Source organism: Wolbachia endosymbiont of Aedes albopictus, assembly GCF_024804185.1.
GTDB lineage: Bacteria > Pseudomonadota > Alphaproteobacteria > Rickettsiales > Anaplasmataceae > Wolbachia > Wolbachia pipientis_B.
Genome location: NZ_CP101657.1, coordinates 112,615 through 137,282, shown reverse-complemented (window position 1 = coordinate 137,282; position 24,668 = coordinate 112,615). Strand labels below are relative to the sequence as shown.

Annotated in this window: 20 protein-coding genes; 6 read left to right on the top strand and 14 right to left on the bottom strand. The window is 35.6% G+C overall.

Features of this window, described 5'->3' with window-relative positions:
- Position 1: 1 nt before the first annotated feature.
- Both NHG98_RS00620 and terL read left to right on the top strand, forming a co-directional pair.
- Positions 2-1,486, top strand: coding sequence for a DegQ family serine endoprotease (locus NHG98_RS00620; RefSeq protein WP_096616121.1), 1,485 nt, complete (start codon positions 2-4; stop codon positions 1,484-1,486).
- A 116-nt stretch (positions 1,487-1,602) separates the two neighbouring features.
- Entirely contained in the window at positions 1,603-3,147 is a 1,545-nt protein-coding gene (gene terL, locus NHG98_RS00615; protein ID WP_259245433.1) for a phage terminase large subunit, read from the top strand.
- A gap of 28 nt (positions 3,148-3,175) precedes the next feature.
- Here the strand turns inward: terL and NHG98_RS00610 are convergent, their stop codons facing one another.
- From NHG98_RS00610 to NHG98_RS00570, 10 genes are all read right to left on the bottom strand, one after another.
- Positions 3,176-5,818, bottom strand: coding sequence for a hypothetical protein (locus NHG98_RS00610; protein WP_259245432.1), 2,643 nt, complete (start codon positions 5,816-5,818; stop codon positions 3,176-3,178).
- A 42-nt stretch (positions 5,819-5,860) separates the two neighbouring features.
- A complete protein-coding gene (locus NHG98_RS00605; protein WP_096616117.1) occupies positions 5,861-6,058 on the bottom strand; it encodes a hypothetical protein in 198 nt (65 codons plus the stop codon).
- A gap of 687 nt (positions 6,059-6,745) precedes the next feature.
- Positions 6,746-8,122 (bottom strand): hypothetical protein, encoded by a 1,377-nt coding sequence (locus NHG98_RS00600; RefSeq protein WP_259245591.1) that lies wholly within the window; start codon positions 8,120-8,122, stop codon positions 6,746-6,748.
- A 543-nt stretch (positions 8,123-8,665) separates the two neighbouring features.
- Entirely contained in the window at positions 8,666-10,807 is a 2,142-nt protein-coding gene (locus NHG98_RS00595; RefSeq protein ID WP_259245430.1) for an ankyrin repeat domain-containing protein, read from the bottom strand.
- 188 nt (positions 10,808-10,995) lie between these two features.
- Positions 10,996-12,909: an excinuclease ABC subunit UvrB gene (uvrB, locus tag NHG98_RS00590; protein ID WP_096616113.1), complete on the bottom strand. Its 1,914-nt coding sequence runs from the start codon at positions 12,907-12,909 to the stop codon at positions 10,996-10,998.
- Between the two features lie 254 nt (positions 12,910-13,163).
- Entirely contained in the window at positions 13,164-13,925 is a 762-nt protein-coding gene (locus NHG98_RS00585; protein WP_410543655.1) for a cytochrome c1, read from the bottom strand.
- Positions 13,925-15,157 carry a cytochrome b gene (locus tag NHG98_RS00580; protein WP_096616111.1) on the bottom strand — a complete coding sequence of 411 codons (1,233 nt, stop codon included), beginning with the start codon at positions 15,155-15,157 and terminating at the stop codon, positions 13,925-13,927. Before NHG98_RS00580 ends, NHG98_RS00585 begins: the two co-directional genes overlap by 1 nt.
- Positions 15,158-15,302: 145 nt before the next feature.
- Positions 15,303-16,088 (bottom strand): ankyrin repeat domain-containing protein, encoded by a 786-nt coding sequence (locus NHG98_RS00575; RefSeq protein ID WP_096616109.1) that lies wholly within the window; start codon positions 16,086-16,088, stop codon positions 15,303-15,305.
- A gap of 18 nt (positions 16,089-16,106) precedes the next feature.
- The gene (locus NHG98_RS06395; protein WP_096616107.1) at positions 16,107-16,499 is read right to left on the bottom strand and encodes an ankyrin repeat domain-containing protein; all 393 of its coding nucleotides are present in this window, start codon (positions 16,497-16,499) and stop codon (positions 16,107-16,109) included.
- Positions 16,500-16,599: 100 nt separating this feature from the next.
- Positions 16,600-16,770: a J domain-containing protein gene (locus NHG98_RS00570; protein ID WP_096616105.1), complete on the bottom strand. Its 171-nt coding sequence runs from the start codon at positions 16,768-16,770 to the stop codon at positions 16,600-16,602.
- 20 nt (positions 16,771-16,790) lie between these two features.
- Here NHG98_RS00570 and NHG98_RS00565 point away from each other — a divergent pair, with 20 nt between their 5' ends.
- Positions 16,791-17,462: an N-acetylmuramoyl-L-alanine amidase gene (locus NHG98_RS00565; RefSeq protein WP_259245429.1), complete on the top strand. Its 672-nt coding sequence runs from the start codon at positions 16,791-16,793 to the stop codon at positions 17,460-17,462.
- Complete coding sequence (locus NHG98_RS00560) at positions 17,455-18,369, top strand: hypothetical protein (RefSeq protein ID WP_259245428.1); 915 nt, start codon at positions 17,455-17,457, stop codon at positions 18,367-18,369. The genes NHG98_RS00565 and NHG98_RS00560 overlap by 8 nt, the downstream gene beginning before the upstream one ends.
- A 19-nt stretch (positions 18,370-18,388) precedes the next feature.
- Here the strand turns inward: NHG98_RS00560 and NHG98_RS00555 are convergent, their stop codons facing one another.
- Entirely contained in the window at positions 18,389-18,640 is a 252-nt protein-coding gene (locus NHG98_RS00555; RefSeq protein WP_259245427.1) for a J domain-containing protein, read from the bottom strand.
- Between the two features lie 169 nt (positions 18,641-18,809).
- Between NHG98_RS00555 and NHG98_RS00550 the strand changes: the two genes are divergently transcribed.
- Both NHG98_RS00550 and hisS read left to right on the top strand, forming a co-directional pair.
- On the top strand, positions 18,810-19,382 hold the full coding sequence (locus tag NHG98_RS00550; RefSeq protein WP_096616131.1) for a NifU family protein: 573 nt from the start codon (positions 18,810-18,812) through the stop codon (positions 19,380-19,382).
- Positions 19,379-20,605, top strand: a complete 1,227-nt coding sequence (gene hisS / locus NHG98_RS00545; RefSeq protein WP_096616101.1) for a histidine--tRNA ligase — start codon at positions 19,379-19,381, stop codon at positions 20,603-20,605. The genes NHG98_RS00550 and hisS overlap by 4 nt, the downstream gene beginning before the upstream one ends.
- Before the next feature lie 20 nt (positions 20,606-20,625).
- Here hisS and surE read toward each other — a convergent pair whose 3' ends face one another.
- From surE to NHG98_RS00530, 3 genes are all read right to left on the bottom strand, one after another.
- On the bottom strand, positions 20,626-21,378 hold the full coding sequence (surE, locus tag NHG98_RS00540; RefSeq protein WP_096616099.1) for a 5'/3'-nucleotidase SurE: 753 nt from the start codon (positions 21,376-21,378) through the stop codon (positions 20,626-20,628).
- A 207-nt stretch (positions 21,379-21,585) separates the two neighbouring features.
- On the bottom strand, positions 21,586-22,929 hold the full coding sequence (gene ffh, locus NHG98_RS00535; protein WP_096616097.1) for a signal recognition particle protein: 1,344 nt from the start codon (positions 22,927-22,929) through the stop codon (positions 21,586-21,588).
- Positions 22,914-24,473: a proton-conducting transporter transmembrane domain-containing protein gene (locus NHG98_RS00530; RefSeq protein ID WP_096616095.1), complete on the bottom strand. Its 1,560-nt coding sequence runs from the start codon at positions 24,471-24,473 to the stop codon at positions 22,914-22,916. Before NHG98_RS00530 ends, ffh begins: the two co-directional genes overlap by 16 nt.
- Positions 24,474-24,668: the final 195 nt, after the last annotated feature.

The window sequence follows — 24,668 nt, the reverse complement described above, 5'->3', positions numbered from 1 at the left end:
TATGAAAAGTAAGGCATTTATTTTATCTATATTTGCATATTTTCTAATTGCGTTTTCTTCGTACGCTAATATGTTTGATTGGAATGCAAAAAAGGTCGTTGATGCTAGCACTACTATATGTAACTGTAATCAAGGACTTGCCGATTTAGTGGAAGAACTCATTCCTGCGGTTGTAAATATTTCAAGCGAACAAATAATCAAACAAGAAAGTAATAATAGAACTAAAATCCCTTTTATGCCAAGAAATAATTTCTTTGATGATTTTAGAGAATTTTTTGAGCATTTTGATCAGTTTTTTATGGATAGGGGCCCTAGTGTTAACAGAGAGGTGGTGTTGCTTGGTTCTGGGTTTATTATAGATAAAGGTGGAACTATAGTAACCAATTATCACGTTATTAAAAACGCCCAAGATATCACAGTTACTATGAACGATAATACTTATTTCAAAGCAGAAGTTTTAGGCTATGATGCAAGAACTGATCTTGCTGTGCTTAAGGTTCATTCTAATAAAGATCTTCCTTTTGTTGCATTTGGTAATTCTGATACAGCAAGGGTTGGTGATACAGTTATTGCAATAGGTAACCCATTTGGTTTGGGTGGTTCTGTAAGCACAGGAATTATATCTGCAAGGTCCAGAGACATTAGTATCGGCACTATGAATGAATTTATTCAAACTGATGCTGCAATTAATAGAGGCAACTCTGGAGGGCCATTATTTGATTTAAATGGAAAAGTTATAGGCATTAACACCGCTATCTATTCCCCATCTGAGTCTGGCGGTAACGTGGGCATAGGCTTTGCTATACCATCTAATTTAGCTATGTCAATTATTGACGCATTAAAAAGTGGCAAAAAAATAAAACATGGTTGGCTTGGTGTGCAAGTTCAGCCTATAACGAAAGAATTTGCTGAGTCTTTGGGTTTAAAAGATACAAAAGGTGCACTGGTTGCAAGTATAGTAAAGGATAGCCCTGCAGAAAAAGGTGGAATTAAGGTGGGTGACATATTATTAGAATTTGATGATAAAAAAATTGATAGAATGACACAACTGCCTCAAATGGTTTCAAGAACTGAACCTGGAAAAAAAGTACAAATTAAGTTACTTAGAAAGGGCAAAGAGGTCAATATTAAGGTTGTGATTGAAGAATTTGCAAATGATGGTCAAGGTAATAATCAAGAAGAAAATAAATCAACATCTGATTACATAACTGGTTTAACTGTTTCAAACCTGCCAAAAGAATCAAAAGAAAGTAATCCTACAAAAGGTGTGATAGTTACTAATGTAGATAGTAACAGTAATGCCACGCTGCGTGGTATTAAAAAAGGAGACATTATTATCCAATTAGATGGAACCGATATAGAAAATACTAATGATTTTCAAAAACAAGTTGATTCAGCAGTAAAGAAAAACGGTAAAGATTCAATAATGTTGCTCATTTACCGCAATGGAAATCAATTCTTTACTTCGATAAAGTTGAAGAAATAGCACTCATAGGTTATTTACTAAATTAGCAGCATTGTAAGCCTGCGATTGTAACACCTCAATCTTACAAGATAAATCAAAACTATTAAAGTCTACATTCCATTCACTAAAATACACATATGGATAATATAAATTTTCTAAAATTCATTGAACTGTGCTTTCGAACAGTGGTGCCGGGATGTGAGTATAATGATTATCAGTACATAAAAGTCATAGAAGACAGGCTGAAAGCAGCGAATGCTGGCGAAGTAAGGCGCATAATATTCAATATGCCTCCGCGTTCAATGAAGTCCATGTGCATAAGCGTTGCGTGGCCCGCATGGATACTGGGAAATCAGCCAACTGCAAGAATAATAGTTGCAAGTTATTCTCGGCTACTCAGCGAAAAGCACTCGCTTGATACCAGGTGCATAATGCAATCTGATTGGTATAAAGAGCTGTTTCCAGAGGTAAAATTATCCAAAGACCAGAACACTAAATATAAATTCCAAACAGTGCAGAAAGGATTTAGAATCGCAACATCAGTTGGAGGGACGTTAACCGGTGAAGGTGGTGATTTTATTATTGTGGATGATCCGCTTAACCCTGCCCAAGCTTTGAGTGAAACGTTTAGAAAGCGTGCCACAAACTGGTTCGATCAGACTTTGGTAACGAGGCTCAACGATAGAAAAAAAGGAGTAATTGTGCTTGTTATGCACAGGCTGCACCTGGAAGACTTAACTGGGCACCTCTTATCCAAGCCAAAAAACATATGGCATCACATTTGTTTGCCAATGATTTCTGAAAATAAGGAGATTATTTATTCAATTGATAACCATACTGGTGTCATTCCAACCCCCCCTCCTGTCATCCCAGTGCCCAGACACTGGGATTCAGAAAATTCAACCGCAAAAGACTGGATTCCAGCATCAAGTGCTGGAATGACACTACCTGCAAGAGTATTATACTCAAGAGAAGAAGGTCAGTTGCTATATCCCCTGGAGGGAGGAAGAGAAGAAGTTGAGATGATAAAAGTTGAACTCGGGAGTTACGCTTTTGCTGCTCAATATCAACAAAACCCCCTGCCGCTTTCAAGTGGTATAATAAAACAAGAGTGGCTAAAGTGCTATAAAAATTTCCCTGATAATCCCTCACATGTAACTCAAAGCTGGGACACTGCAGTTTCAACAAACAATTCCAGCGACTTTAGCGTCTGCACCACCTGGGCAAAAATAGATAATAAATTCTATCTACTTGATGTATATCGAGCAAAGCTTGAGTATCCAAAGCTTAAAGAGCAGGTTCTGTCACTAGCTGCAAGATGGGCACCACATGCAATTTTGATTGAAGCAAAAACGAGTGGTCAGCAATTAACACAAGAGCTAAAGGCAAATAGCGATCTACCGATTATTGAAATAGTGCCACACAATGACAAACTCACTCGATTTTATCAAATTGTTCCGACTATAGAGTCTGGCAGGGTTTTTCTGCCGCATCAAGCAGTATGGCTCAGCGATTTCGAATATGAAATTTTAATGTTCCCAGAAGGCCGTTATGACGATCAAGTGGATAGTACCTTGCAATATCTGCAATGGACAAGAAAAACTAACACCAGTGCTTTCAGGGTCAGGGACTTTGGCCCCAACCCTAATAAAACACTTAGGTGGCTAAGAACAGTGGATTAGATTAAGTTTAAATTACCTTCAAAAAAAATCAACCTACTATTGAACCTTGTCTCTGCCCGAAGGACTCCGAAGTAACATCCTCAATTTGCGTAGAGATGATACATTGCTTCTTAAAAGTTTGAACCACCTCTCCTCCAGAACGTTTTGGCGATCCTTCTCTAGTATTCTCATAATCCATAGACTCATACCCACTACTTGTTGTTGCCTCAGCTTTAGAGCTTACGTTTTCAGCATCAGTCGCCTCCCCTGAAGAGATACCGCTGTCTTTATTATCTTCGGACTTCATCTTTTCAGCTTTTGACGTACCTTTAGCAGGCCATCGCTCTTCCATAAACGACTCTACTTCCCAAGTTTCAAAAGTACGGTCAAGGTAGTATTTATCTTTGCCTTTTATAATTGGAATATGTTCTAATTTGCTTTCATCGGGATAACAGGTTGTAATTGCTTCGCGAGGACTTGCCCTACGTTCTTTCACCTGGAAATCTACCCATTCGTCCTTTTTAGATTTCACTGCCTTTTTGACGATGTTAATGTCGATATCTTCTATTTCCACTTTTTTTTCATGCTCCTGAATAAAAAGTTTTTTTAAGTTAAATAAGGCACCACAATTTATATTAGCAACAACTGTTGTTTCTTGGTTTTTCTCACAATTAGAAAGAAATTTAAATGGAAACTCATTGAGATCATAGGCTTCTTTCTCATTGACACGATACTCTTCTTTCGTCTTATCTATTACCTCCTGTAAATATTCTTCTACATTAACACTATCATCAACTAAACTAGCAATCTTCCCATTTTCTACAATAAAGTTAGTATGATGACATTCAAAAATCTGATTATTTAAGTTAAACGCATAAAGCAATTCTTTAAACAAGGTTTCTTCTTCCTCGGTAAGAGGTTTATCACTAGTTCTCCGTTCACTAGCACCTTTCGATGATGAAAGTCTACTCTGTGGTAATGACCATAATCCTGCACTTGGAGCCGGTGATAAACAAGGGTTCGTTCGCTGAGCCCAAGGGTTAGCCCCTACTGGATTAGCACCTTTCCATGATGAAGGTCTACTCAGTTGCCATAACGATAATCCTGCACTTGAAGCCGGTAATGACCAACGATTTATTGTCTGAGCCCGATCACTAGGTCCTGCCTGCACATTTTGAGCAGCACCTACAGATTGCAATAATGAAGATTGCTCTGAAACAACTGTAGGAGAACTTATATATGCCCGTGGCGGGGATTCTTCACTCGTTCCCCTATGCGACATAAAAAGCTCTTCCAAACCTTGCCTGGGAGGCTCCTTTAATGCTCCACCCTGACTTTTTCCCGTGGGAAACCTCAATTGTGTCAATTGTGCCTCATCTAGATGTCCATTAGGCAACCTTGAAATACTGCGATTTTGAAGATGTGTGGAAGGCTCCCATTCCATATCTGAAGGTTCAGTCGATAGTCCTGGACCACCACTTGAAGAATCAGAACCCTTTTTTGGAGGCGAATTACTATCATAACCACTGTCTGTATCTTTTTTCCTTTGGTTGGGCGGTGTTCTTAGTCCACTCGGGCCTGCATGTGTAGGAGAATTGAATGGCGACTGCACAGGCGACAATGCTCGCTCAGGATCAATGGACAGTTCATGGTCTTTGTTGATTACAGAGCTTTCTATGATTTTAGTTATCACACAGTGAGAAATTTCTTTATTAGAAAAGTCTATGCCATATATCCCACTACTTCTATTTATTGATAATCCTCCCTGAACTTTACCATCAACATCATTAAGTACAGCATTACCGAACACAGAATTTACAGCATGAGCCTCATCTTTTGTTAATAACTTACCTCCTTTACCATTTCGCATAATAGGTACAAGAATTGAGGCTACTTCTTTACCTAAAGGGGAAGCACATACAAAGCCGTCTACTATTATTCCCGTTGATTGATCAATAAATTCTATTATTAAATCTTTAAATGCTTTTACATCATTACGAACTTTGCTATCAGCCTGGAGACCCATACCTTTAAGCCATGCAACACACCGTGTTACACTATCGATAAAACGAGCATCATCAAAAACGTCCTTGATATATACACTATTGCCTTCAACCTTCAGAGGCTTCTTAAAAATATTCTTATACCCATATTTTTCTCTCATACTTGATAAAAATTCACGCTCAAATTTCTTGCATAATGCTTTATTATCAAATTCACCGTGCCACAAATAATCTTCTTTGTCAGACGCTTTAGTAACTATTCTACAAGCTGACATACCTTCTAGAACATCTTTTTTAAGTGAAGAAGCCAAATGAGACTTCAAATTAAAAATTACGCCCTGATCTATAGGTGCTAGAAACTCAATCCTACCTTGCTCATCTTGAGACCACTTTCCTTCACTCATGTTAAACGGAAAAGATTCAATATTAAAAATTAAATTAGCTGTATTTAACACTACCTCATTCGCATCTCCTTCTTTAATATCGTAGAACTCACTTACTATTTTCCTTTTTATATTGTAAAGATATTCGCTACACTGAGGACTCTTCATACCCTTATCAAATGAGACTACGATACAGTCCTTCCCGTACCTGTCTTGCAGCGTAAAATTAGTTTTAACTGTATTACGAGCATAATTATGTACATTAAAAGCGCTAATCAACGCCCTTACTGTTTCTGTATTAGACATACCAACCTCCTCCATTTTTAAATTACAACAACTACTCTTTACTTAACGTTTTATAGAACCACCAGGATTGTTTTTCTGCTCAGACTGACGCCTCCTTTCTCGTAGCTCCTTGGATTTATCACTATGATCATCAACTCTCATTCCTTTAATTCCCACAACTTCTCCACCACCTGGTCCCTTATTCCGCTCATTCCATTCTTTTTCTCCCTTGAACCTTTCCTTACCATTATCATTTGGCATATTGCCCTCCAGTAAAAATATTATGTAATTAATATACTAAAAATAAATTATAGTGCAAGCACTTTTTTTATATTTTTTAGCATAAAATTTTATTCATTCTTTATTCATAAAACTTAAGTTTTCTAGATTCCGCTAACACGTAGCGGAATGACGAACTGTCGACATCTATCTATATGCCCCTGGATTCCAGTGTCACGCACTGGAATGACAAAAAAAGACGCTGAATGACGCCTGTGTTTCTTTTTGCCATCAACTCCTACTCTTTTAATGCATACCAGTACCTCTTTTTCTTGTCATCACAACTAGGAAGGGTGTCATCCCACTGCCCAGACACTGGGATCCAGTATTCTTTATCACATAAGTAACTAACACTGGTTTTTCACAATTTCATCAAAAACACTCCCTTTTAACATAAAACCCTACACTTATCAAACCCAATGCACATCCTGGATTCCAGTACTGGAATGACAAGTCATTGGCAACCCTAAGTTCCCTACGTCATACCGCCGCGGTATCTCAAGCATAGATTCCGCTAACACGTAGCGGAATGACGAACTGTCGACATCTGTCTATATGCCCCTGGATTCCAGCGTCACGGGCTACCCTCCTTTGTCATCACAAATAACCCATAGGTGTCATCCAGTACTGGGATCCAGTCTTCTTTTTCATCTAAGTAGCTAACACTAACTATCTCGATGGTGTATTACCATTTCCTCTTGCTGCACGTTCATTCAATACATCAGTAACTTTTGACTTAGGATTTTCTTGAGCATTATTCACAGAACTTTGCTTAGGTTCATTCTCAGGACCATTCCAAAAACCAACTATCAAATCATATTCACAATTAACAACAGGATTTTTAACGGATTGCTTTTTAGCCCCTATGTTAGAAGCAGATTTTTCTATAGCACTCTCACTAGCTTGATTAGATTGCTCCAAAATTTTTCCATCAAAAACAGGTTTTTGAGCAGGGTGGTCTGAATATAAGTTTCTATCACTTTGCCAATTACTATCGCATCTTCGAATATCCTCATCTCGTACCTGCCTCGTCTCCGTTGCAGTCTTTCGAGCAGGTGGACACACAGCCACTTTCGGTTCCTCCGGCTTCGCCTTTTTCTCTTCTTCCACTTTTGTTTTTGTTTCTTTTACCTCGCGGATCTCCTCCTTTATAACCTCTTTAGGCATTAGTTCTTTCATAGGTTTTGGTAAAAGATCTCGTTCTGATCTGTTCAGAACAACCGGTCTTACAAATCCGGGTGAAACGTCAAAAAGGAAAATTGGCACTTTAGGTTTTTTTCTTTCATCTACTTTTATTTCTACGTCTTTACGAACTTCTTTATTTTCTTCTTCCTTTAATGATATTTTTTCTGCTTTTTTATCTTCTTTTTCTGTAGATATCTCTACTATAGCTGCTAGCTCAACTCCAAACATCTTTGCAAATATTGTAATAATCCATCCGGTAACGGCGAGCTGTAATCTAAATTTGAGATCCGTCAATGCTTGTAGACGTTCGAGCACCCTTGCAAACTCTTCTACTGATAACTCACCACTGTTTAATTTTTCCTTCAATTCTTTTATCTCTTTGTCCAACCTCTTATCCCAACTCAAATCTAAATTGCTTTTGAAGATCTTCTTAATTAACTCCTTAAGCTTATCACGCAAAAACTTAATTATCGCAGCAATCAGGTTCTTTTCTTTCTTCTCCTTGAGCATTTGGTAGATTTTCGGATCATCTACATTTACTTCAAAGAGGTTGAAGAGAGATTCAAAGAAACCCCAAAAATCTCCTCCTTCGGTATATAATTCTGCTTGAGATGGTATTTCATCGACACAACTAGAGGCCTGACGCTCACACTCGAGCCTTCTGAGCAAATCTTGTCTGTCAAGCTCTTCTATGGCGGCTTTTAGTTCATTTAACTTCTGCTCCGCAGAGAAATCTTGCTCCCTGATTTTTCCTTGGAAGATTGAGCTACCGTTTTCGTTATTGTCTGAAAAATTTTCCATTATTTTTGTCCCCTTAATAAAATTACTGTCTTTATTACTACCTGAAAAGCTTTCCACTATTTTTGCTCCCTGTATAAAACTTAATAATTTAATTGTACAGTACTAAATATTTAAGAAGTCTTAACGTAAAGATGTCAATAAAATTATTTACATTTTTACACTATATATATTATATCATACGCTTTTTAACCTTTCAATAATATTTTTTATTCTTGCTGCTTTTTCAAACTCTAGCATGCGCTTTCCTTCCTATTAATGTTCACTTTTGCCTCCACTACCACTTTTTCTTGTAAAGTATTTGTTTATTATACTCTCTGGCATAACATTGTGCAACATATTGTATTCAGAGTGTATTGAACGAGCCTGAAAGGCTGATAAACGAGTATCAATAAAGACTGTCAGAAAGCAAAGATAAAGCTACGTTAGATATATCTTAGCCACTTAAGTAGCTGACGAAAGCACACCCATTGTAACTGTGGCGAGCTTCCGGAAAGATTAAAATCTCATATTCAAAGCCATATCGCTTGGTGCGGCAAAACAACCCTGCCAAATCGGAACAATTTTGAGTGAGCTTATTATTGTGTAGCACAATTTCAATAATCACTATCTGCCTTTAACACTTGTGTTAATTTGCTGCAGACAAGCTTGCGTAAAATCAGTAAATGGAACACCCTTAATAGTTTCGATTGACTCTGTAGACACACTATCACTCATCTTAAAATTCTTGCTTATAACTTCTGAAACATTTTCTCTTTCTAAAAGACAGTTTTTTCCTAAACTTGATTTGTCTTTTAATTTGTTAAACCTTGCTTTGTTTTCCTCATCAACCTCTACTTTTATTTTATTACCATCTTTCTTACTAGGACTTAGATAAATACTAATCTCTCCTACCTCAGTGGTAAAAGACATTTTAATGCTACCTTCTAAGACATCTGTGTAATTTCTTTTTCCATCTTTTGTACCTTCAACTCTTACTATACTCTCCCCAATTTGAAGTATGCCGACTTTTAGATTTAACTTTTTAGCTTTTTCATTGTTTAAGATTTTCACAGGTTCAATAATACTATCTTGTGGATATTTCACATAAAAATATACATTATCTATTTCTGCTTTAAAGTCATACTCATGAGTTTGCTTACTTTTGTTTACAATACCTCCACATGCTATACTCTTTAGCTCTTCTTTCCTATCCTTATATTGCTTATTAAGATCATTCATATAATGAAATCCATAATCTTGTGCTAGCTCAGTATTACCGAAGAAAAATTTTTGTCTTGCTTTTCCACCTTTTAACAATAACCAGCTAGTGATGTTTTCTACGATACCTGAAACTTTATCTTCGTTGTCATCGTCTTGGTCGGTAATATCATTAACCCTCCCTATATACGCTTTGGTTCCATCGCGTGGTTTCACACGCTCATTAATAATACCTTCTATTTCTTCAAGTATTAAATTTGTTACAGTTTCTTTATCACCTTTTTCATTACCATTACTACAACTTGAATTTAATCTTAGTCCTTTCCCCAAGTACTCATTTACTATTTTCTCAATACTTTCTAGAATACTTTCTTCAGATTCTTGTTTATTTTGTGTTGTTATACCTCTTATCTCCTCACAAAACTTATCAATTAGCTCCTGCTCATCTGTAGTTAATGGTATTCCTAGCTTCGCTAACAGTGAGTCTTCTAGAAAAAGATAATCACTTAAACTACAGCTCGAATCCTCGTCTTTTCGGTCACAATCAATCGATTTAGTAGAAATTGTTTTATCATCGTCACCGGAGCCATACCCTGGATCATCACGCAGTGCCTGATCATCATTGTGCTTGTTAGGGTAATTACTAGAGTTATTTGCCGGATTCTCTTCATTTTTACAAGAACTATCTGAATGATAGTCCGAATCCTCTTCTGTGTTACAATCACTCAATTTAACAGACTTTACCTGACTATCATCACCAGAGCTATTTGAACAATCATTACTTTCACCTACCGAACCATCAGGTGTTGCCGGATTCCCTTCATTTCCATGAGAATCACCTAAATCATACCCCCAATCCTTCAAAACTTGAAGGCAGTGTTTAGTAGCATAATCCGATGGAATCTTTCCACTTAGATCTCGCACATTTAGATCAGCTCCTGCTTCGAAAAAAAAATTTATACCTTCAATATTGTTATGTTCAGCAACGTAATGTAACGGAGTCCTTCCACTTTGATCTTGCACATTTAGATCAGCTCCTGCGTCTAAAAAAATTTTTATACCGTCAATATTGTTACGTTCAGCAACGTAATGTAATGGAGTCCTTCCACTTTGATCTTGCACATCTGAATCAGTTTCTGCGTCTAAAAAAAATTTCATACCGCCAGTATCGTTATGTTCAGCAACGTAATGTAACAGAGTTTTTTTTTCAACTTGGTTGTATACATCTGGACTAGCTCCTACTCCTAGAAGAGCAATTATAATTTGAGTAAAACTGGGATAATCTAATAGATTGATATCCCGTTCTAAATGATCTAAAATGCCAGATAATTTTTCATTGAAATAATCTAACTGAGTTTTTCCATCTCGGATTTTTGTACTTTGATCAGCTCCTGCTCGTAGAAGAAACATTATATATTGAACATAATTGCAATCGTCTAATGAATTGCTATTGCTTGCTAACTGATCTAAAATATTACGTGGATCTCTAGTGCTTGATAACTGATCTAAAATATCACATGATTCCTTATTTGGTACCCCACCATTCATATTCTATAACCATTACTCACTAATTCTTTAGTAATTACCGTAATACATAGATAAGTCAATAAAAAAATGCGCCTTTCCTTCTTCAATTCTAAGAAATTGTCAAAAATCTCAAAAAGATTAGCTAAAATAAGAAGGAGAATAGCAGGTTGTTTACACTTTCATGCTATACCCATAGCATCATATATTACTTAACCTTGCAATAATTTTTTTATTCTTGCTGCTTCTTCAAACTCTAAATTTTCAGCATGCTCTATCATTTGCTTTCTCAAATCATCCTTATTAGTATTTACTTTCGGTTCTGCTATTGCCCTCTCCTGTAAGGTGTTTGATATAGGTTTTATTATAGTCTTTGGGACAATATTGTGCAATATATTATGTTCTTCTTGTTTTTTTCTTCTTCTTTCGGTCTCTCTTAATGCACGATCTAAAGAACCAGTGATTTTATCTGCATATAAAATTACTCTACCTTCAGCATTACGTGCAGCACGACCGATCGTTTGAATGAGCGATGTTTCTGATCGTAAAAATCCTTCTTTATCAGCATCTAAAATTGCAACTAAACCACACTCTGGAATATCAAGACCTTCCCTAAGCAAGTTAACACCTACTAAAACGTCAATTTCTTTAGATCTTAATTTACATATAATTTCTATTCTCTCTAGCGCACCAATATCAGAATGCAAATAACTCACTCTCATATTTAATTCACTCATATATTCAGCTAAATTTTCAGCCATTTTTTTTGTCAGTGTAGTGATTAAAACACAAAATCCCTTTCCTATTGTCACTTGTGCCTCATAAATTACATCATCAATTTGACTCTCTATTGGTTTCACAATGCAGATTGGGTCTGTAAGCCCTGTTGGACGAATAACTTGCTCTATAAATACGTTATTGGTTTGTGCTAACTCATACTTTCCGGGAGTAGCTGAAATGTAAATAGTCTGCGGCCTAACTTTCTCCCATTCTTCAAATTTTAATGGACGATTATCAAAAGCGGAAGGGAGCCTGAAGCCATAGTCAATCAATTTCTTTTTACGCGCCTCATTACCACTGTACATTGCACCAATCTGAGGAACGGTGACATGACTCTCATCAACAAATAAAATTACGTCTTTGGGTAAATATTCAAACAAAGTAGGCGGTGGATCCCCAGCTTCCATTCCATAGAGATAACGCGAATAATTTTCAATACCTTTACATATTCCTGTTGTTCTCATCATTTCAATATCAAAATTAGTGCGTTGCTCGAGGCGCTTTGCTTCAACAATCTTATTTTGCAAGTAGTAATAATCCAAGCGTTCATGCAGCTCTTTTTTGATTAGCCCAACTGTCTGCAACAGAGTCTCACGTGATGTAATGTGATAGCTGTTTGGAAAAATGGTGATTGTATTTAGGCTTTTGGTAATATTACTCGTTATAGCATCAATTTCAGAAATTTCTTCTATTTCATCACCAAGCAGCGATAAACGCCAAGCTTTATTTTCATAATAGGCAGGAAATATATCGATAATATCGCCACGCACTCTGAAATATCCTCTCTCAAACCTGGTATCAGAGCGCTTGTATTGAAGATCAGCTAAGTTACTCAAGAAATCATTAACATGAATTTTATCTCCAACACTTAAAGATATAGTCATGCTGCGGTAGCTTTCAGGCGAACCAAGACCATATATGCAAGAAACACTGGCAACTACGATCGTGTCCCTGCGCTCCAATAGGGAGCAGACAGCAGAATAACGCAGCATGTCAATTCTGTCGTTGATTGCAGAGTCTTTTTCGATATAAGTATCAGTTTGCGGCAAATAAGCTTCGGGCTGATAGTAATCATAATAAGAAATGAAATATCCAACAGCATTATTGGGAAACAATCCTTTCATTTCCTCATAAAGTTGTGCTGCTAAGGTTTTATTGTGTGCCATGATCAGCGCAGGTCTGTTCGTCCTTGCTATAACATTTGCCATAGTGAAAGTTTTCCCAGAACCAGTAACCCCAAGTAAAACTTGGTCTCTTTTATTGCTATTTAGCCCCGCAATTAAACTATCGATTGCTTGCGGTTGATCTCCAGCGGGTTGAAAATGTGTAGTGATTTGAAATTTCATAGACTTCACTTACTATCTTTGATTCATTGCATAGTGAACACTATATTGCTTTTAAGATAAGTTGTATAGCTATAAACTTTCCGTAAAGCCATAAAACATTAACCAACAATAGACTTCTTGCATAACCATATAAAGAACTTTTCTTGGGAATAGAAACGAAAAAACTTGCTTGACACCTCTGGGCACTGCCGTCATAAAGGAACCAGTGTTAGCTACTTGGATGACAACCATTGTATTTGAGGCAAAATTGACTATCACTTCTTTTTATAGAGCTTGTTCCAAATTCTATTGTTAGTTAATACAAAAAACACTGTTAAAATTATAAAATACGCCACTACTTTTAATCCAAGTTTATGCCGGCGCTCTAATTCTGGCTCTGCTGCCCATTGTAAAAAATTTATCACATCATACGCCATATTTTCAACTGTGGCTTGTCTTGCACCATCATATTCCATCATTCCTTCAGAAAGTGGTGGCGCCATAGCTAACCTGCCTGTTGAAAAGTAAGGGTTGAAGTATAAATCATTTTCATCGTGCTCGCCGTTTTGATAGCCTGTTAACAGTGAATAGATATAATTTGCACCATCATGCCTTGCTTTAATAATTAACGATAAGTCTGGTGGAACTGCACCATTATTGCTCGCTGCAGCTGCTTCTTTTGTATCAAAAGGTGCAATAAAATAATCCGAAGGTATTCCAGGTCTATCGAACATTTCACCCAAATCATTCGGACCATCTTTAACTTGGTAAGAAGCTGCAATCTGTTTTACATCTTCTTCAGAAAAACCAACATCTTGCAAATTACGAAATGCTATCCTATTCATTGAATGACAAGCAGCACAGACTTCTTTATACACTTTATAGCCTCGTTGAATTGACTCTCTATCGAAAGATCCGGTAATTCCATCAAATTTCCAGTCCATTTTTTTGTTTGGTGATGGCTTGAATTCTTCTGCACACACAAAATTAGCAAAAAATGATATGCAAAGTATAGCTAACATATTTCTCATCAGCATTACTTCATCTCTGGCACAGAATCACTTAAGGTTTTTGGTGGTTCTTTTGACTTTTCATATTTACTAAGCAGTGGTAAAATTACCACAAAGTATGCAAAATAATAAAGAGTAGATAGCCTACTCATAGTGATGTAAGGCTCTTTCACCTCTTGTCCTCCAAGCCAGGCAAGAAGTGCAAAATTTATTGAAAAAACCCAAAAAAATTTCTTGAATACCGGGCGATAAGTACCACTTTTAACTTTTGATTTATCAAGCCAAGGTAACAAAAACCACACCAAAATAGACGCAAACATGGTAAGCACACCAGTAAGTTTATCTGGAATTGAACGTAGCATTGCATAAAAAGGTAAAAAATACCACTCTGGCACTATATGTACCGGAGTGACCATAGAATCAGCTTCTATATAATTGTCTGGATGTCCAAGATAATTAGGAGCATAGAAAACAAATGCAAACAAAACTACAAAAAACAGACCAAAAGTTATGCAATCCTTGACTATATAATAAGGATAGAGAGGAATGGTATCCTTATCTGATTTTACCTCCACTCCACTTGGGTTACCAGAGCCAAACCTATGCAAAGCTATCACATGAAGCATAGCTAAAGCAATAATAACAAAAGGCAGAAGATAATGCAGAGCGAAAAAACGGTTAAGTGTTGGGTTATCCACTGAAAAACCACCCCATAACCATATAACTATTTTATTGCCAATTAAAGGTATAGCTGAAAATAAGTTGGTTATGACTGTTGCACCCCAGAAACTCATCTGTCCCCAAGGAAGAACATATCCCATAAAGGCAGTTGCCATCATTGCAAAAAATATAAATATACCAACAAACCACACCATCTCTCTCGGTCTTTTATAAGATCCGTAATATAATCCACGCATTATATGAACATAGACTACCATAAAGAAGAGCGATGCTCCAACAGCATGAGTGTAGCGTATTAACCACCCGTAATTCACATCCCGCATTATACGTTCCACGCTATTGAACGCATAATCAACATGTGGAGTATAGTGCATGGCAAGAAATATACCTGTTATTACCTGTAAAATCAGTGCTATACCAGCCAAAAAACCAAAATTCCAAGCATAATTTAAATTTTTTGGCACTTGATAAGAAGCAGTATGTTTTAGAAAAGAAAATATAGGCAGTCTATACTCTATCCATCCTAATATGCCTTTTTCTTCTTCTATCGTTGTTTTTTTTTTAGTATCATCTTGCATAACTTAAAGCTTTCTCTACCTTTAACTCGTTTTATTGTAGCAACTTATCCCCAGCACACAATAAAAAGTTTAAATTTAAGGGATGGAAATCTGTTTTTTTTTAAAAAATAAGCACTCAAACTTGAGTGCTTATTTTAACTATAGCTTAAAAGAACTTTTGGTGATTTATGCCTTTAGATACTGTTGTGTTACTTAGTGAACTCCCAGGACACTGATTAAGCTCTTCAAACTTACTAATTGCCATCTTGACATCTCTTTCTATAGCGCTAAGCTTTCTTTCTTTAATTTGCTCCAATGTCAAAAGCGAATCATCCAATGGTCTTGAATATTTTCCCCCAGTGAACTTTCTGACTACCACATCAGCTAGCAGAGCTGTTCCACAAAAATTGACTTGCGAAGAACCAGCTAGGCTTCCAGCCGAATGAGTAACAGGCTGCTGATCAGAAGATAAAGCAGGAGCACTTTGGAATAAGCGACTGAGTGCAGCAGTAGTTGAAGCTCCCATCCAATTAAATATACTATTAATAAAAAAGGAAGGTTTTACCGCGCTGCTTGCTACAGATATGGATTGCATAGCGTTGTCTAGACTTACATTTACACTCTCTGCTTCTGCAGCAATTTCTTTTATCGTTTTATCGGGATAAAATGTCTTAGCAAAATCTGAAGGTGTCTGGTTCCTTATATCTTTAACATTGTCAATATCAGCACCATTATCGTATAGCAGCTTTATTATCTTAGGATGTTTAAATCTAATAGCCAAATGTAGAGGTGTTTCGCCCTGTTTATTTTGAGCATTGACATTAGCATGATATTTAATGAAAACTTTTACCATTTCTGGATTATTCTTTATAACAGCAACATGTAAGGACGTATAATCGTCCCGGGAAGCATAAGGAAACTTTTCATCCGGGTTAGCACCATGCTTAAGCAGAACTCTGCTTTTTCTGGGCTACCCTCTAGTTACGGCCCAATATAGAAGGCTAAGAAACCCACCACCATCCGTAAATTTACCACTAGTACTAGCACCATTATTAATCAGAGACTCTACTATTTGTGCAGAACAATACCTTGATGTAACGCAATGATACAAAACAGGACGTTCAGTATAATCTTTAGCATTAACATCAGCATAATTATCAATTAACAACTTCACCATTTCAAAGTTGTTCTTTAGGACAGCAACTTGCAAAGGTGTGTCTCCCTGTCTTTTAGAGTTAACAATCTTACTAATATTTTCTTCTGGTATTTTTTCAATACATTCTTTAGCTTTCTGAAGATTATCTTCCTTTACTGCAGCAAATAATTCATTTTTTAACTGCTCAATTTCTGTATTTGTTACCATAAAACCCCTTAAAATATAATATTTTGGGCTTATGTCATATAACTTGAGTATGTGCAAGTAAAATTTACAGAAAAAACTAATAATTTCTAATGGTTGAAAATCAATTCTTCAGCAACCTATCACGTGCCGCATTTAATTTTTGTGCAAAATATTCTGAGCCTCCCTTATCTGGGTGAACTGATTTCATTAAATTTTGATATGCTTTATTGATTTCATTTTGGTTCGCTCCAGAATCTATTCCTAGCACTTTAAACGCTCCATCTCTGAACATGTTACTACTACCGGACTAGTATGATTTTGTCTTGCAAATTTATTCAACAACCCTATTCTAACTATAGAATGAAAAATTATCTACAAAGTGTTTATAAAGATGGTATGAAAATCCAACTATCTAAAGTTAACAAATATTTATTAGTTTTACTGATTACTGTTTCAGCATTTCTCATATCTGGGCAGGTATCCAGTTCAAGCAATATCGAGAATGATTTTCAAGATTTACAAGAAAAGTTACCATTATTGAAAGATCATGATTTGTTATTTTTAGATCCAGCTTCAGCTTTAAATTATGGTGATAGGGCAGGTAAAAAAGTGTTAATGGTTATAGTTCACCATACTGAAACATCAACACTAAAAGGTACAAAAGATACTCTGAATGCTAGAGGATTGTCAGTTCATTTTATTGTCGATAGGGATGGCAGCATCACCTTAATGGTTCCATTAGAGAAAGAAGCATGGCATGCTGGTATTAGTTATGCAAGAGTTAAGGTAGATAGTAAGCTTGAAGAGTTACGGAAGCTTAACAACTATTCTGTAGGTATTGAAATTGTAAACACAGGACTTGAGCCTTTTCCGGAAGAGCAAATGAGGTCCGTTAAAGAGCTGATTTTATACCTTATGGAGCGTTTTAAAATTAAAAGGGATATGATATTTAGTCATTCTGAAATAAGGAACTATAGTGTATGATCCAGAGCTTGGCTATACAATGCGTAAACCAGATCCACACAAATTGTTTGATTGGGAGTTATTAGAGAAAAATGAAATTGGATTGCACATAAGTGACAGAATAAACCCTAAAGATGCTAAACACAAAATGGGCAAAACATTGTATAAAGCAGGTGATAGAAATGAAGGTATTTTGAAATTAAAACAAAGGCTGAACAGATTTTTCTATAAGATAGAACCTTGGAATGATAAGAAAGGTAATGTAATTTTTCCTGATAATAATGCTGATTACTCAGATGAGTTTGATGAGAATTTTGTATGGGTTATTTATCAGTTTTCAATACATAATTTACCAAGAGAAATTAGAAAAGATCTACCTCTTAAATTAGAACAAGCAGATATATTTCCTGAATTCTTTAGTGAATATAGTCATGGCATTTCTTCTAGTTATCTAACCTTTAGTGAAAAAATTAAATCGACTCTACAACTATGTTTAAGCAAAGTAGATTATGAGAATTTATTATTTTCTCTTGCACAATATGAGAATAACATTTTTCCTGATGCATCTATTACTTTAATGTACAAAATTAAGTTATACTATGATTCTTATTTAAGATATCGCATATGGTCTTCACTCTATAAACCATTTAAGCTTAATGTATTGGAAGAGTTAGACATTTTAAAGAGTGGAGTGTTATCTTTAAAATCACTAGATAGCTCTAAAGCTGCAGAAGTTTCCAGTTTAATTGATAGCTTTAAAGCAGATATTTCTTTAGAATTTCAGGATTTTGAGAAACAGTGGTTTCAAGAGTTTAAGAATGCTTGGAGACAAGAATTTATACCTTCCCTAGAAGAACAGATAACATGGACTGCACTACATGAAGCAATATTGGAGTATTTAGAAAAAGCAAAGGAAGAAATTCGTTAAACGAAAACTTTTTTTAAGATCACTTTTTTAACAATTTATCACGTGCCGCATTTAGCTTTTGCGCAAAATATTCCGAGCCTCCCTTATCTGGGTGAACTAATTTCATTAAATTTTGATATGCTTTATTGATTTCATTTTGACTTGCCTCAGGATTCAGCCCCAGTATCTTTAATGCTTCATCTTTGGACATGTTATCACCAGTGTAATTTTCAGTATAACTTCTACTGCTATTAAATTCGTTCAAAAATTTACTCAATATAGAGTTCATCATGAAACTTATATTATTTTTTTTTGTCAGGAAAAGAAAAAATATAACAACGCTAGGCAAGACAAATGTAATTACTATGAATACTAAAAAAAGAAAAAAGATGAATGACATGTATATTTTTTTATCATTTTATGATTAAATAGTAACAATTATAATTGTCATGGTAAATAACATGTTCATCCAGATCGAAGAAACACCAAACCCAAATACGCTAAAATTCCTTCCTGGATTTGAAATTTTAAACGAAGGAGAAACTGCTGATTTTTCAAATGCGAATGAGATAAAAAATTCTAAACTAGCAGCAAATCTTTTTCAAATAGAGCATGTGGTAAGAGTATTTTTCGGTCATGACTTTATTTCAGTAACAAAATTGGATGAAATTAATTGGGATATATTAAAAGTAGAAGTTTTAACTACAATCATGAATCACTTTACTTCTGGTGGAAAAGCACTAGATAAAGAAGGAGTTAATGACAACAACGTGCCAGATGAAGAATTTTTCGATGAGAATGATATAGAAATTGTAAATAGAATAAAAGAATTGATGGAAAGTTATATCAAACCTGCAGTTGCTCAAGACGGTGGTGATATCAAATTCCGTGGCTATAAAGATGGAATAGTTTATGTTGAGTTACAAGGAGCTTGCTCTGGATGCCCAAGTGCTGCAATTACTTTAAAGCAAGGAGTGCAGAATATGCTGAGCTACCACATACCAGAGGTTGCAGGTATAGAGACCACACTATGACTAATCAAACGGTTAGAGGAACAAAAGATCTCCTGTTTGATGAATGGTACAAGTTTAAACACATAGAGCAAACAGCAAGCAGAATCTCAAGTCTATATGGCTTTTTGCCTGCTCAAACTCCAATATTTGAATATACGGAAGTTTTCACAAAGACTTTAGGTGATAGCTCAGACATCATCACTAAAGAGATGTATACCTTTAATGATAAAGGGGGAAAGAGCATAACTTTACGTCCTGAGTTCACTGCAGCAGTTGTCAGGCTACTCATTGAAAAAAAACTGCAAACGCCGATAAAATTATTTTCAACAGGGCCTGCATTTCGTTACGAAAGACCGCAAAAGGCAAGACTGAGGCAATTTCATCAGATAAATTTTGAGGTTTTTGGTGTAGAAGATTCAAAAGCCGATGTTGAATTGATATCACTCGCTCAGCACTTACTAACTGAATTTGGCATCAATAAAAATGTAAAGCTGGAAATCAACTCTCTGGGTGATAGTGAAACAATAACTAAATATAGAGAAGCTTTGATCTTATACTTTACAAAGTATCAAAACAATCTATCAGAAGATAGCAAAAATAGGTTGATCAAAAATCCACTCAGAATACTGGATTCTAAGGATGAGAAAGATAGATTAATAATTTCTGATGCACCTAAAATCAGTGATCACTATACAAAAGAATCTTCATATTTCTTTGACCAGGTGTTAAATGGACTGCAAGCTCTTGGCACACCTTACACTGTAAATAGCAAATTAGTTCGAGGTCTAGACTATTATTGTCACACAGTATTTGAATTTGTCACAGAAGATTTAGGTGCACAAGGGGCAGTTTTTGCCGGTGGAAGATACGATAATCTAGTATCTTCAGTAGGTGGAAAACACACTCCAGCAATAGGATTTGCAGGAGGTATTGAACGCATAATGGAGTTAATTAATTATTTTCCGAAAGAAGAGCGACCTATTTACCTAATTCCGATCGGCAGAGAGGCTGATGAACATGCTCTAACACTTGCGAATGAATTGCGCAGAAATGGTTTATATGTAGTCTACGAATATAGCGGAGCACTTAGAAACCGAATGAAAAAAGCAAATCAAGCAAATGCTAAAGCTGCTTTAATCTTTGGTGATGAAGAATTGAGTAGTAAAACTTTAAAGATTAAAAACATGGATACAGGTGAAGAAAAAATAATTGCTCGCGATAACACAATAGAAAACATCAATTAGGAGCAATGCAAATGTTTTTCTTAGTCAGCTATAGAAGAAAACTCGTCTGCACAAGAATTTTTCATAGCATTCAATGTATCATAATCTGTAAAATCTAATTTTACTGGTGTGATAGTAATAAATCCTTCTTTTATTTTATTTACACTACCACTGCCTGAGTGCTCTCGAGACCAATTTAAGCTAAAAGAGCCATTCGAATTTTCAGTAAAAGTTAAATCCCCATCAATGTTATATTCACCTTGTTCAGCAAATTCTACTCCTTTTACTTTTTCCGTAGCAGGAAAATTTACACTCATCACTATGTTTTTAGGCCAACCAACCTTAACGAGCTTGGCAATAACCTTTGGTGCAAAAACCTTTGTATTGTGCCAGTCTATTTTATCATGATAAACTTGGCTCAGCGCAATAGAAGGTATAGACCTTGCAGCACCTTCCATTACAGCACCAATTGTTCCTGAATAACAAATATCGTCCCCGACATTTGATCCAATATTTACTCCGGACAATATTAAGTCTGGTTTTTTATTCATAACTTTATTTAGCGCAATAATGACACAATCTGCAGGAGTACCAGACACACTAAATTCCCTTTCACTATGTTGTTTTATTCCAATAGATTGTTTCACTGGATAATCAAGAGATCTTGCAGCCCCGCTTCTATCAGTATCTGGTGCCACTATCCATATTTCTGACGCAAAATTCCGTGCAACCTCTTTGAGTAATTTTATTCCTTCGCTTCCAAAACCATCATCGTTTGTTATTAATATTATCATACACAATACTCAGCTATACAGTTCCAAATTATGTAAATCACTGGCTGTAAATAAACTCATGAGGCTTTAAGTTTCTTTGCATAACTATGAACTGTAACAAAGAACCTGCTGTTAATCAATAAGAAAAGGTTAGGAGTGCAAACAGGGAAGCTGTAAATTTTTTGCAAGACCTAAGCCGGCTTTTGATATAGCTAAAGGTAAGGTCACTCACTTTCTGCTCAGCATATCCATTAAATCAGATTCTTTGAGTTTACTATGGTCAACTTTACTGAACTTATTTACCATAGAGCTCATTTGATTATACTGCTTAATCAGAAGATTAACGTCAGTTACACTTGTTCCGGACCCCTTAGAAATTCTAAGTCTTCTTTTGCCATTTAAAATATCTGGATTTTGCCTTTCTTTTTCAGTCATTGAGCTTATGATAGCTATATATTTTTTCACTTTATTGTCATCTGGCACACTGCTACTTAGCTTTTTTGTGAATGAACTAGGAATGAATTTCATTATGTTACTAATGCCATCCATTTTACTCAGAGTTTTTAACATTCCCACTAGGTCGTTTAGGTCGAATTTACCCTTTTTTACTTTCTTTTGTAACTTATCAATTTCTTCCTGACCAACAATCTCAGCAGCTTTTTCAACCAATGAGACAACATCACCCATGCTAAGTATCCTTTTTGCAATTCTATCAGGGTAAAAATCATCGAGGTCACTTAATTTTTCACCACAAGCAATAAATTTAATTGGACAATCGGCGATCATTTTCATAGAAAGAGCAGCACCACCACGTGCATCACCATCAACACGGGTAAGAATAATGCCGGTTACACCTATCGCCTCATTGAATGATTTGGCAATGTTGACCGCATCCTGGCCTATCATTGCGTCGGCTACTAAAATAACTTCTGCAGGTGAAGCTATTTCCTTTACGACTTTCAACTCATTCATCATATTATTGTCAATATTAAGCCTGCCTGCGGTATCTAGTATTAATACATCATAATTATCGTTCTTTGCTGCTGCCAGTGCCCTTTTTGTAATTGCAATAGGCCCCTCATTTATTACTATAGATAAAGTTTGTACGTCTATTTGTTTACCCACCACCTCAAGTTGTTTCTGGGCAGCCGGCCTATAAATGTCTAAAGAGGCAAGCATCACTTTTTTCTTTTGCTTTTTTAGCTTTAAAGCAAGCTTTCCTGAGGTAGTTGTTTTACCTGCACCTTGTAAGCCCACCATCATAATCACAGCAGGGGGTTTAACTGCCAGATTTAAGTCACTTTTCTCTGATCCGAGAACTGCAACTAAATTATCCTGCACAATTTTAATTATCATTTGTGCTGGAGAAACACTTTTTATGACTTTTTCCCCAATCACTTTATCTTTAATGTCATTGATGAATTTTTTCGCAACTTCAAGTGAAACGTCAGCTTCAATTAAAGCTATACGTATTTCACGCATGGCAAGATTAAAATCACCTTCAGAAATGATTGACTTTCCTCTCAGTTTACTAAATACAGAATTTAAACTTTCAGTTAACGATTTAAACATAATAGCGTTAGTAGAATACTCATTAAAAAGAGAGAAGAAGCTGAAACAAAACTCACTGAGTTATAATCCAGCACTTCTTTAAGTTTAGTAATATTATTAAAGTATAAACCAGCAAGTGAATTAGTCAAGTTTTGCACTATGCTGGCAAACATTTCTCTAGTTTTAGAGACTAACTGATTGAACAGCAAGACAATATAGGGTATGAAAGCTCTAAAAGTCCAATCAACATCCATTTTAAAATTTATTCTCGGGTAAAATAACTTGCGTAAAGGAATAAACAATAAAGTGGTACATAATAACAAATTAAATTGCGACAAAATATTTTTTGTGTTGTACACAAAATCGAAAATCGAAGATTTATTGTAAATAGGCAAGTAAGGATTGCCAGTGATTACGCATATAAATGCTAAAATGACCATAGTCGTTTTGCCCCCCCTCTCTGCTAAAGGTTTTGACTTACTTTTTGCAATAAATAAGTAATAAAGAAACTTTAGCCCCACGCTTAAATAAAGCAGCAAATTTAGAACCTTATATAAATTTTTATACCCTTTTAAGGCAACAGTGTTCATTTCAATTTCAGCTGTGATATATGATTTACTGATAAATCCAGCGGTTCCAGGAAATGCAGCCATTGTAAGTATTGCGATTATAGCACACATGCCTTCCACTGACATCAGTTTACCTACTCCATTAAAACTAATTGTTTTTGTTCGTGAAATAATTGAATTGCTGACCACAAACAATAATGATTGATAAACAAGGGAGAAGATTATATGCAGTATCAAAATTGGTATTGCCTTTTCCGAAGGGCTGAGTAAACCTCCTGCAATAATCAGCAAGCCCATTTGTCCGACAATATTATAGCATAAAAATCTGCGAATATTTTGCTCAAGAGAAGCAAATATAATACTGTAAATTGCAGTGATGGCGCCTACAAGCGCTAATATTTCAGTACAATCTTGCCATAGATTATAAGTGTGTAAAAGCATCACTAAAAAAGAGATTTTAGTGGTAAATAAAGAGAGATATGTAGTGCCATGTAGCGATGCAGCAGGATATGCATCAACAACCCAAAACGAAAAAGGAAAACAAGCGCAGTTTATAAATAAACCCAAAATTATCAGGTTAGTGCTTTGAAGTGGCAATCCTGCTATTAATATAACTCCAACGAAAAAGTGTACACAAGCGTACCTTATTGCAGGTCCACTATCTCTACAGCCAGCTGCGATAGTAAAAAATGCACTGAAGGTCATTAATTCACAGAATATTATAACCAATATCATATGTTCAGATAAAACTGCATAAAGTGAATTAATAGTGTAAGCAGCAAAAGATAGCATCTCTGAAAAAGTCAAATTTTGTGCTGGTAGAACAGCTAAAAATGCAACTGATAAAAAAGATATTAGTATGATACGAAAAGATAAATCAAAATCCAGAATTGGGAGAGACCAATTTACTGCAATGCTCAAATTTTCAGGTAACTTTAGGACTATAACTATTAATACAGTCAGTAGAAGTAACAGTGACGATTTATAAAGTTGCACAATAATTTAAACCAATATGGTTTATGCTATCTCAATATATGAATAAAATCAATTTGCATATTAACCACTAATTAAACTAATTATCATATAATTATATCAGAGTTTAGAGGGTTATAGAGAAACCGGTCAGATTAGGTTTTTAATCTAATCTGACCGATAGCTTTAATAGTGAGGTAAGCTTTAATATAGCATTCT

What these genes read in the sequence shown, in the direction of transcription:
- hisS (WP_096616101.1), top strand. Translation starts at nt 19,379, where the DNA reads ATGACTAATCAAACGGTTAGAGGAACAAAAGATCTCCTGTTTGATGAA.
- NHG98_RS00595 (WP_259245430.1), bottom strand. Translation starts at nt 10,807, where the DNA reads ATGAATGGTGGGGTACCAAATAAGGAATCATGTGATATTTTAGATCAG.
- NHG98_RS00605 (WP_096616117.1), bottom strand. Translation starts at nt 6,058, where the DNA reads ATGCCAAATGATAATGGTAAGGAAAGGTTCAAGGGAGAAAAAGAATGG.
- NHG98_RS00565 (WP_259245429.1), top strand. Translation starts at nt 16,791, where the DNA reads ATGATTTTGTCTTGCAAATTTATTCAACAACCCTATTCTAACTATAGA.
- NHG98_RS00555 (WP_259245427.1), bottom strand. Translation starts at nt 18,640, where the DNA reads ATGATGAACTCTATATTGAGTAAATTTTTGAACGAATTTAATAGCAGT.
- NHG98_RS00585 (WP_410543655.1), bottom strand. Translation starts at nt 13,925, where the DNA reads ATGCTGATGAGAAATATGTTAGCTATACTTTGCATATCATTTTTTGCT.
- NHG98_RS06395 (WP_096616107.1), bottom strand. Translation starts at nt 16,499, where the DNA reads ATGGTAACAAATACAGAAATTGAGCAGTTAAAAAATGAATTATTTGCT.
- NHG98_RS00580 (WP_096616111.1), bottom strand. Translation starts at nt 15,157, where the DNA reads ATGCAAGATGATACTAAAAAAAAAACAACGATAGAAGAAGAAAAAGGC.
- terL (WP_259245433.1), top strand. Translation starts at nt 1,603, where the DNA reads ATGGATAATATAAATTTTCTAAAATTCATTGAACTGTGCTTTCGAACA.
- NHG98_RS00620 (WP_096616121.1), top strand. Translation starts at nt 2, where the DNA reads ATGAAAAGTAAGGCATTTATTTTATCTATATTTGCATATTTTCTAATT.
- ffh (WP_096616097.1), bottom strand. Translation starts at nt 22,929, where the DNA reads ATGTTTAAATCGTTAACTGAAAGTTTAAATTCTGTATTTAGTAAACTG.
- NHG98_RS00570 (WP_096616105.1), bottom strand. Translation starts at nt 16,770, where the DNA reads ATGTTCAGAGATGGAGCGTTTAAAGTGCTAGGAATAGATTCTGGAGCG.
- uvrB (WP_096616113.1), bottom strand. Translation starts at nt 12,909, where the DNA reads ATGAAATTTCAAATCACTACACATTTTCAACCCGCTGGAGATCAACCG.
- surE (WP_096616099.1), bottom strand. Translation starts at nt 21,378, where the DNA reads ATGATAATATTAATAACAAACGATGATGGTTTTGGAAGCGAAGGAATA.
- NHG98_RS00550 (WP_096616131.1), top strand. Translation starts at nt 18,810, where the DNA reads ATGTTCATCCAGATCGAAGAAACACCAAACCCAAATACGCTAAAATTC.
- NHG98_RS00610 (WP_259245432.1), bottom strand. Translation starts at nt 5,818, where the DNA reads ATGTCTAATACAGAAACAGTAAGGGCGTTGATTAGCGCTTTTAATGTA.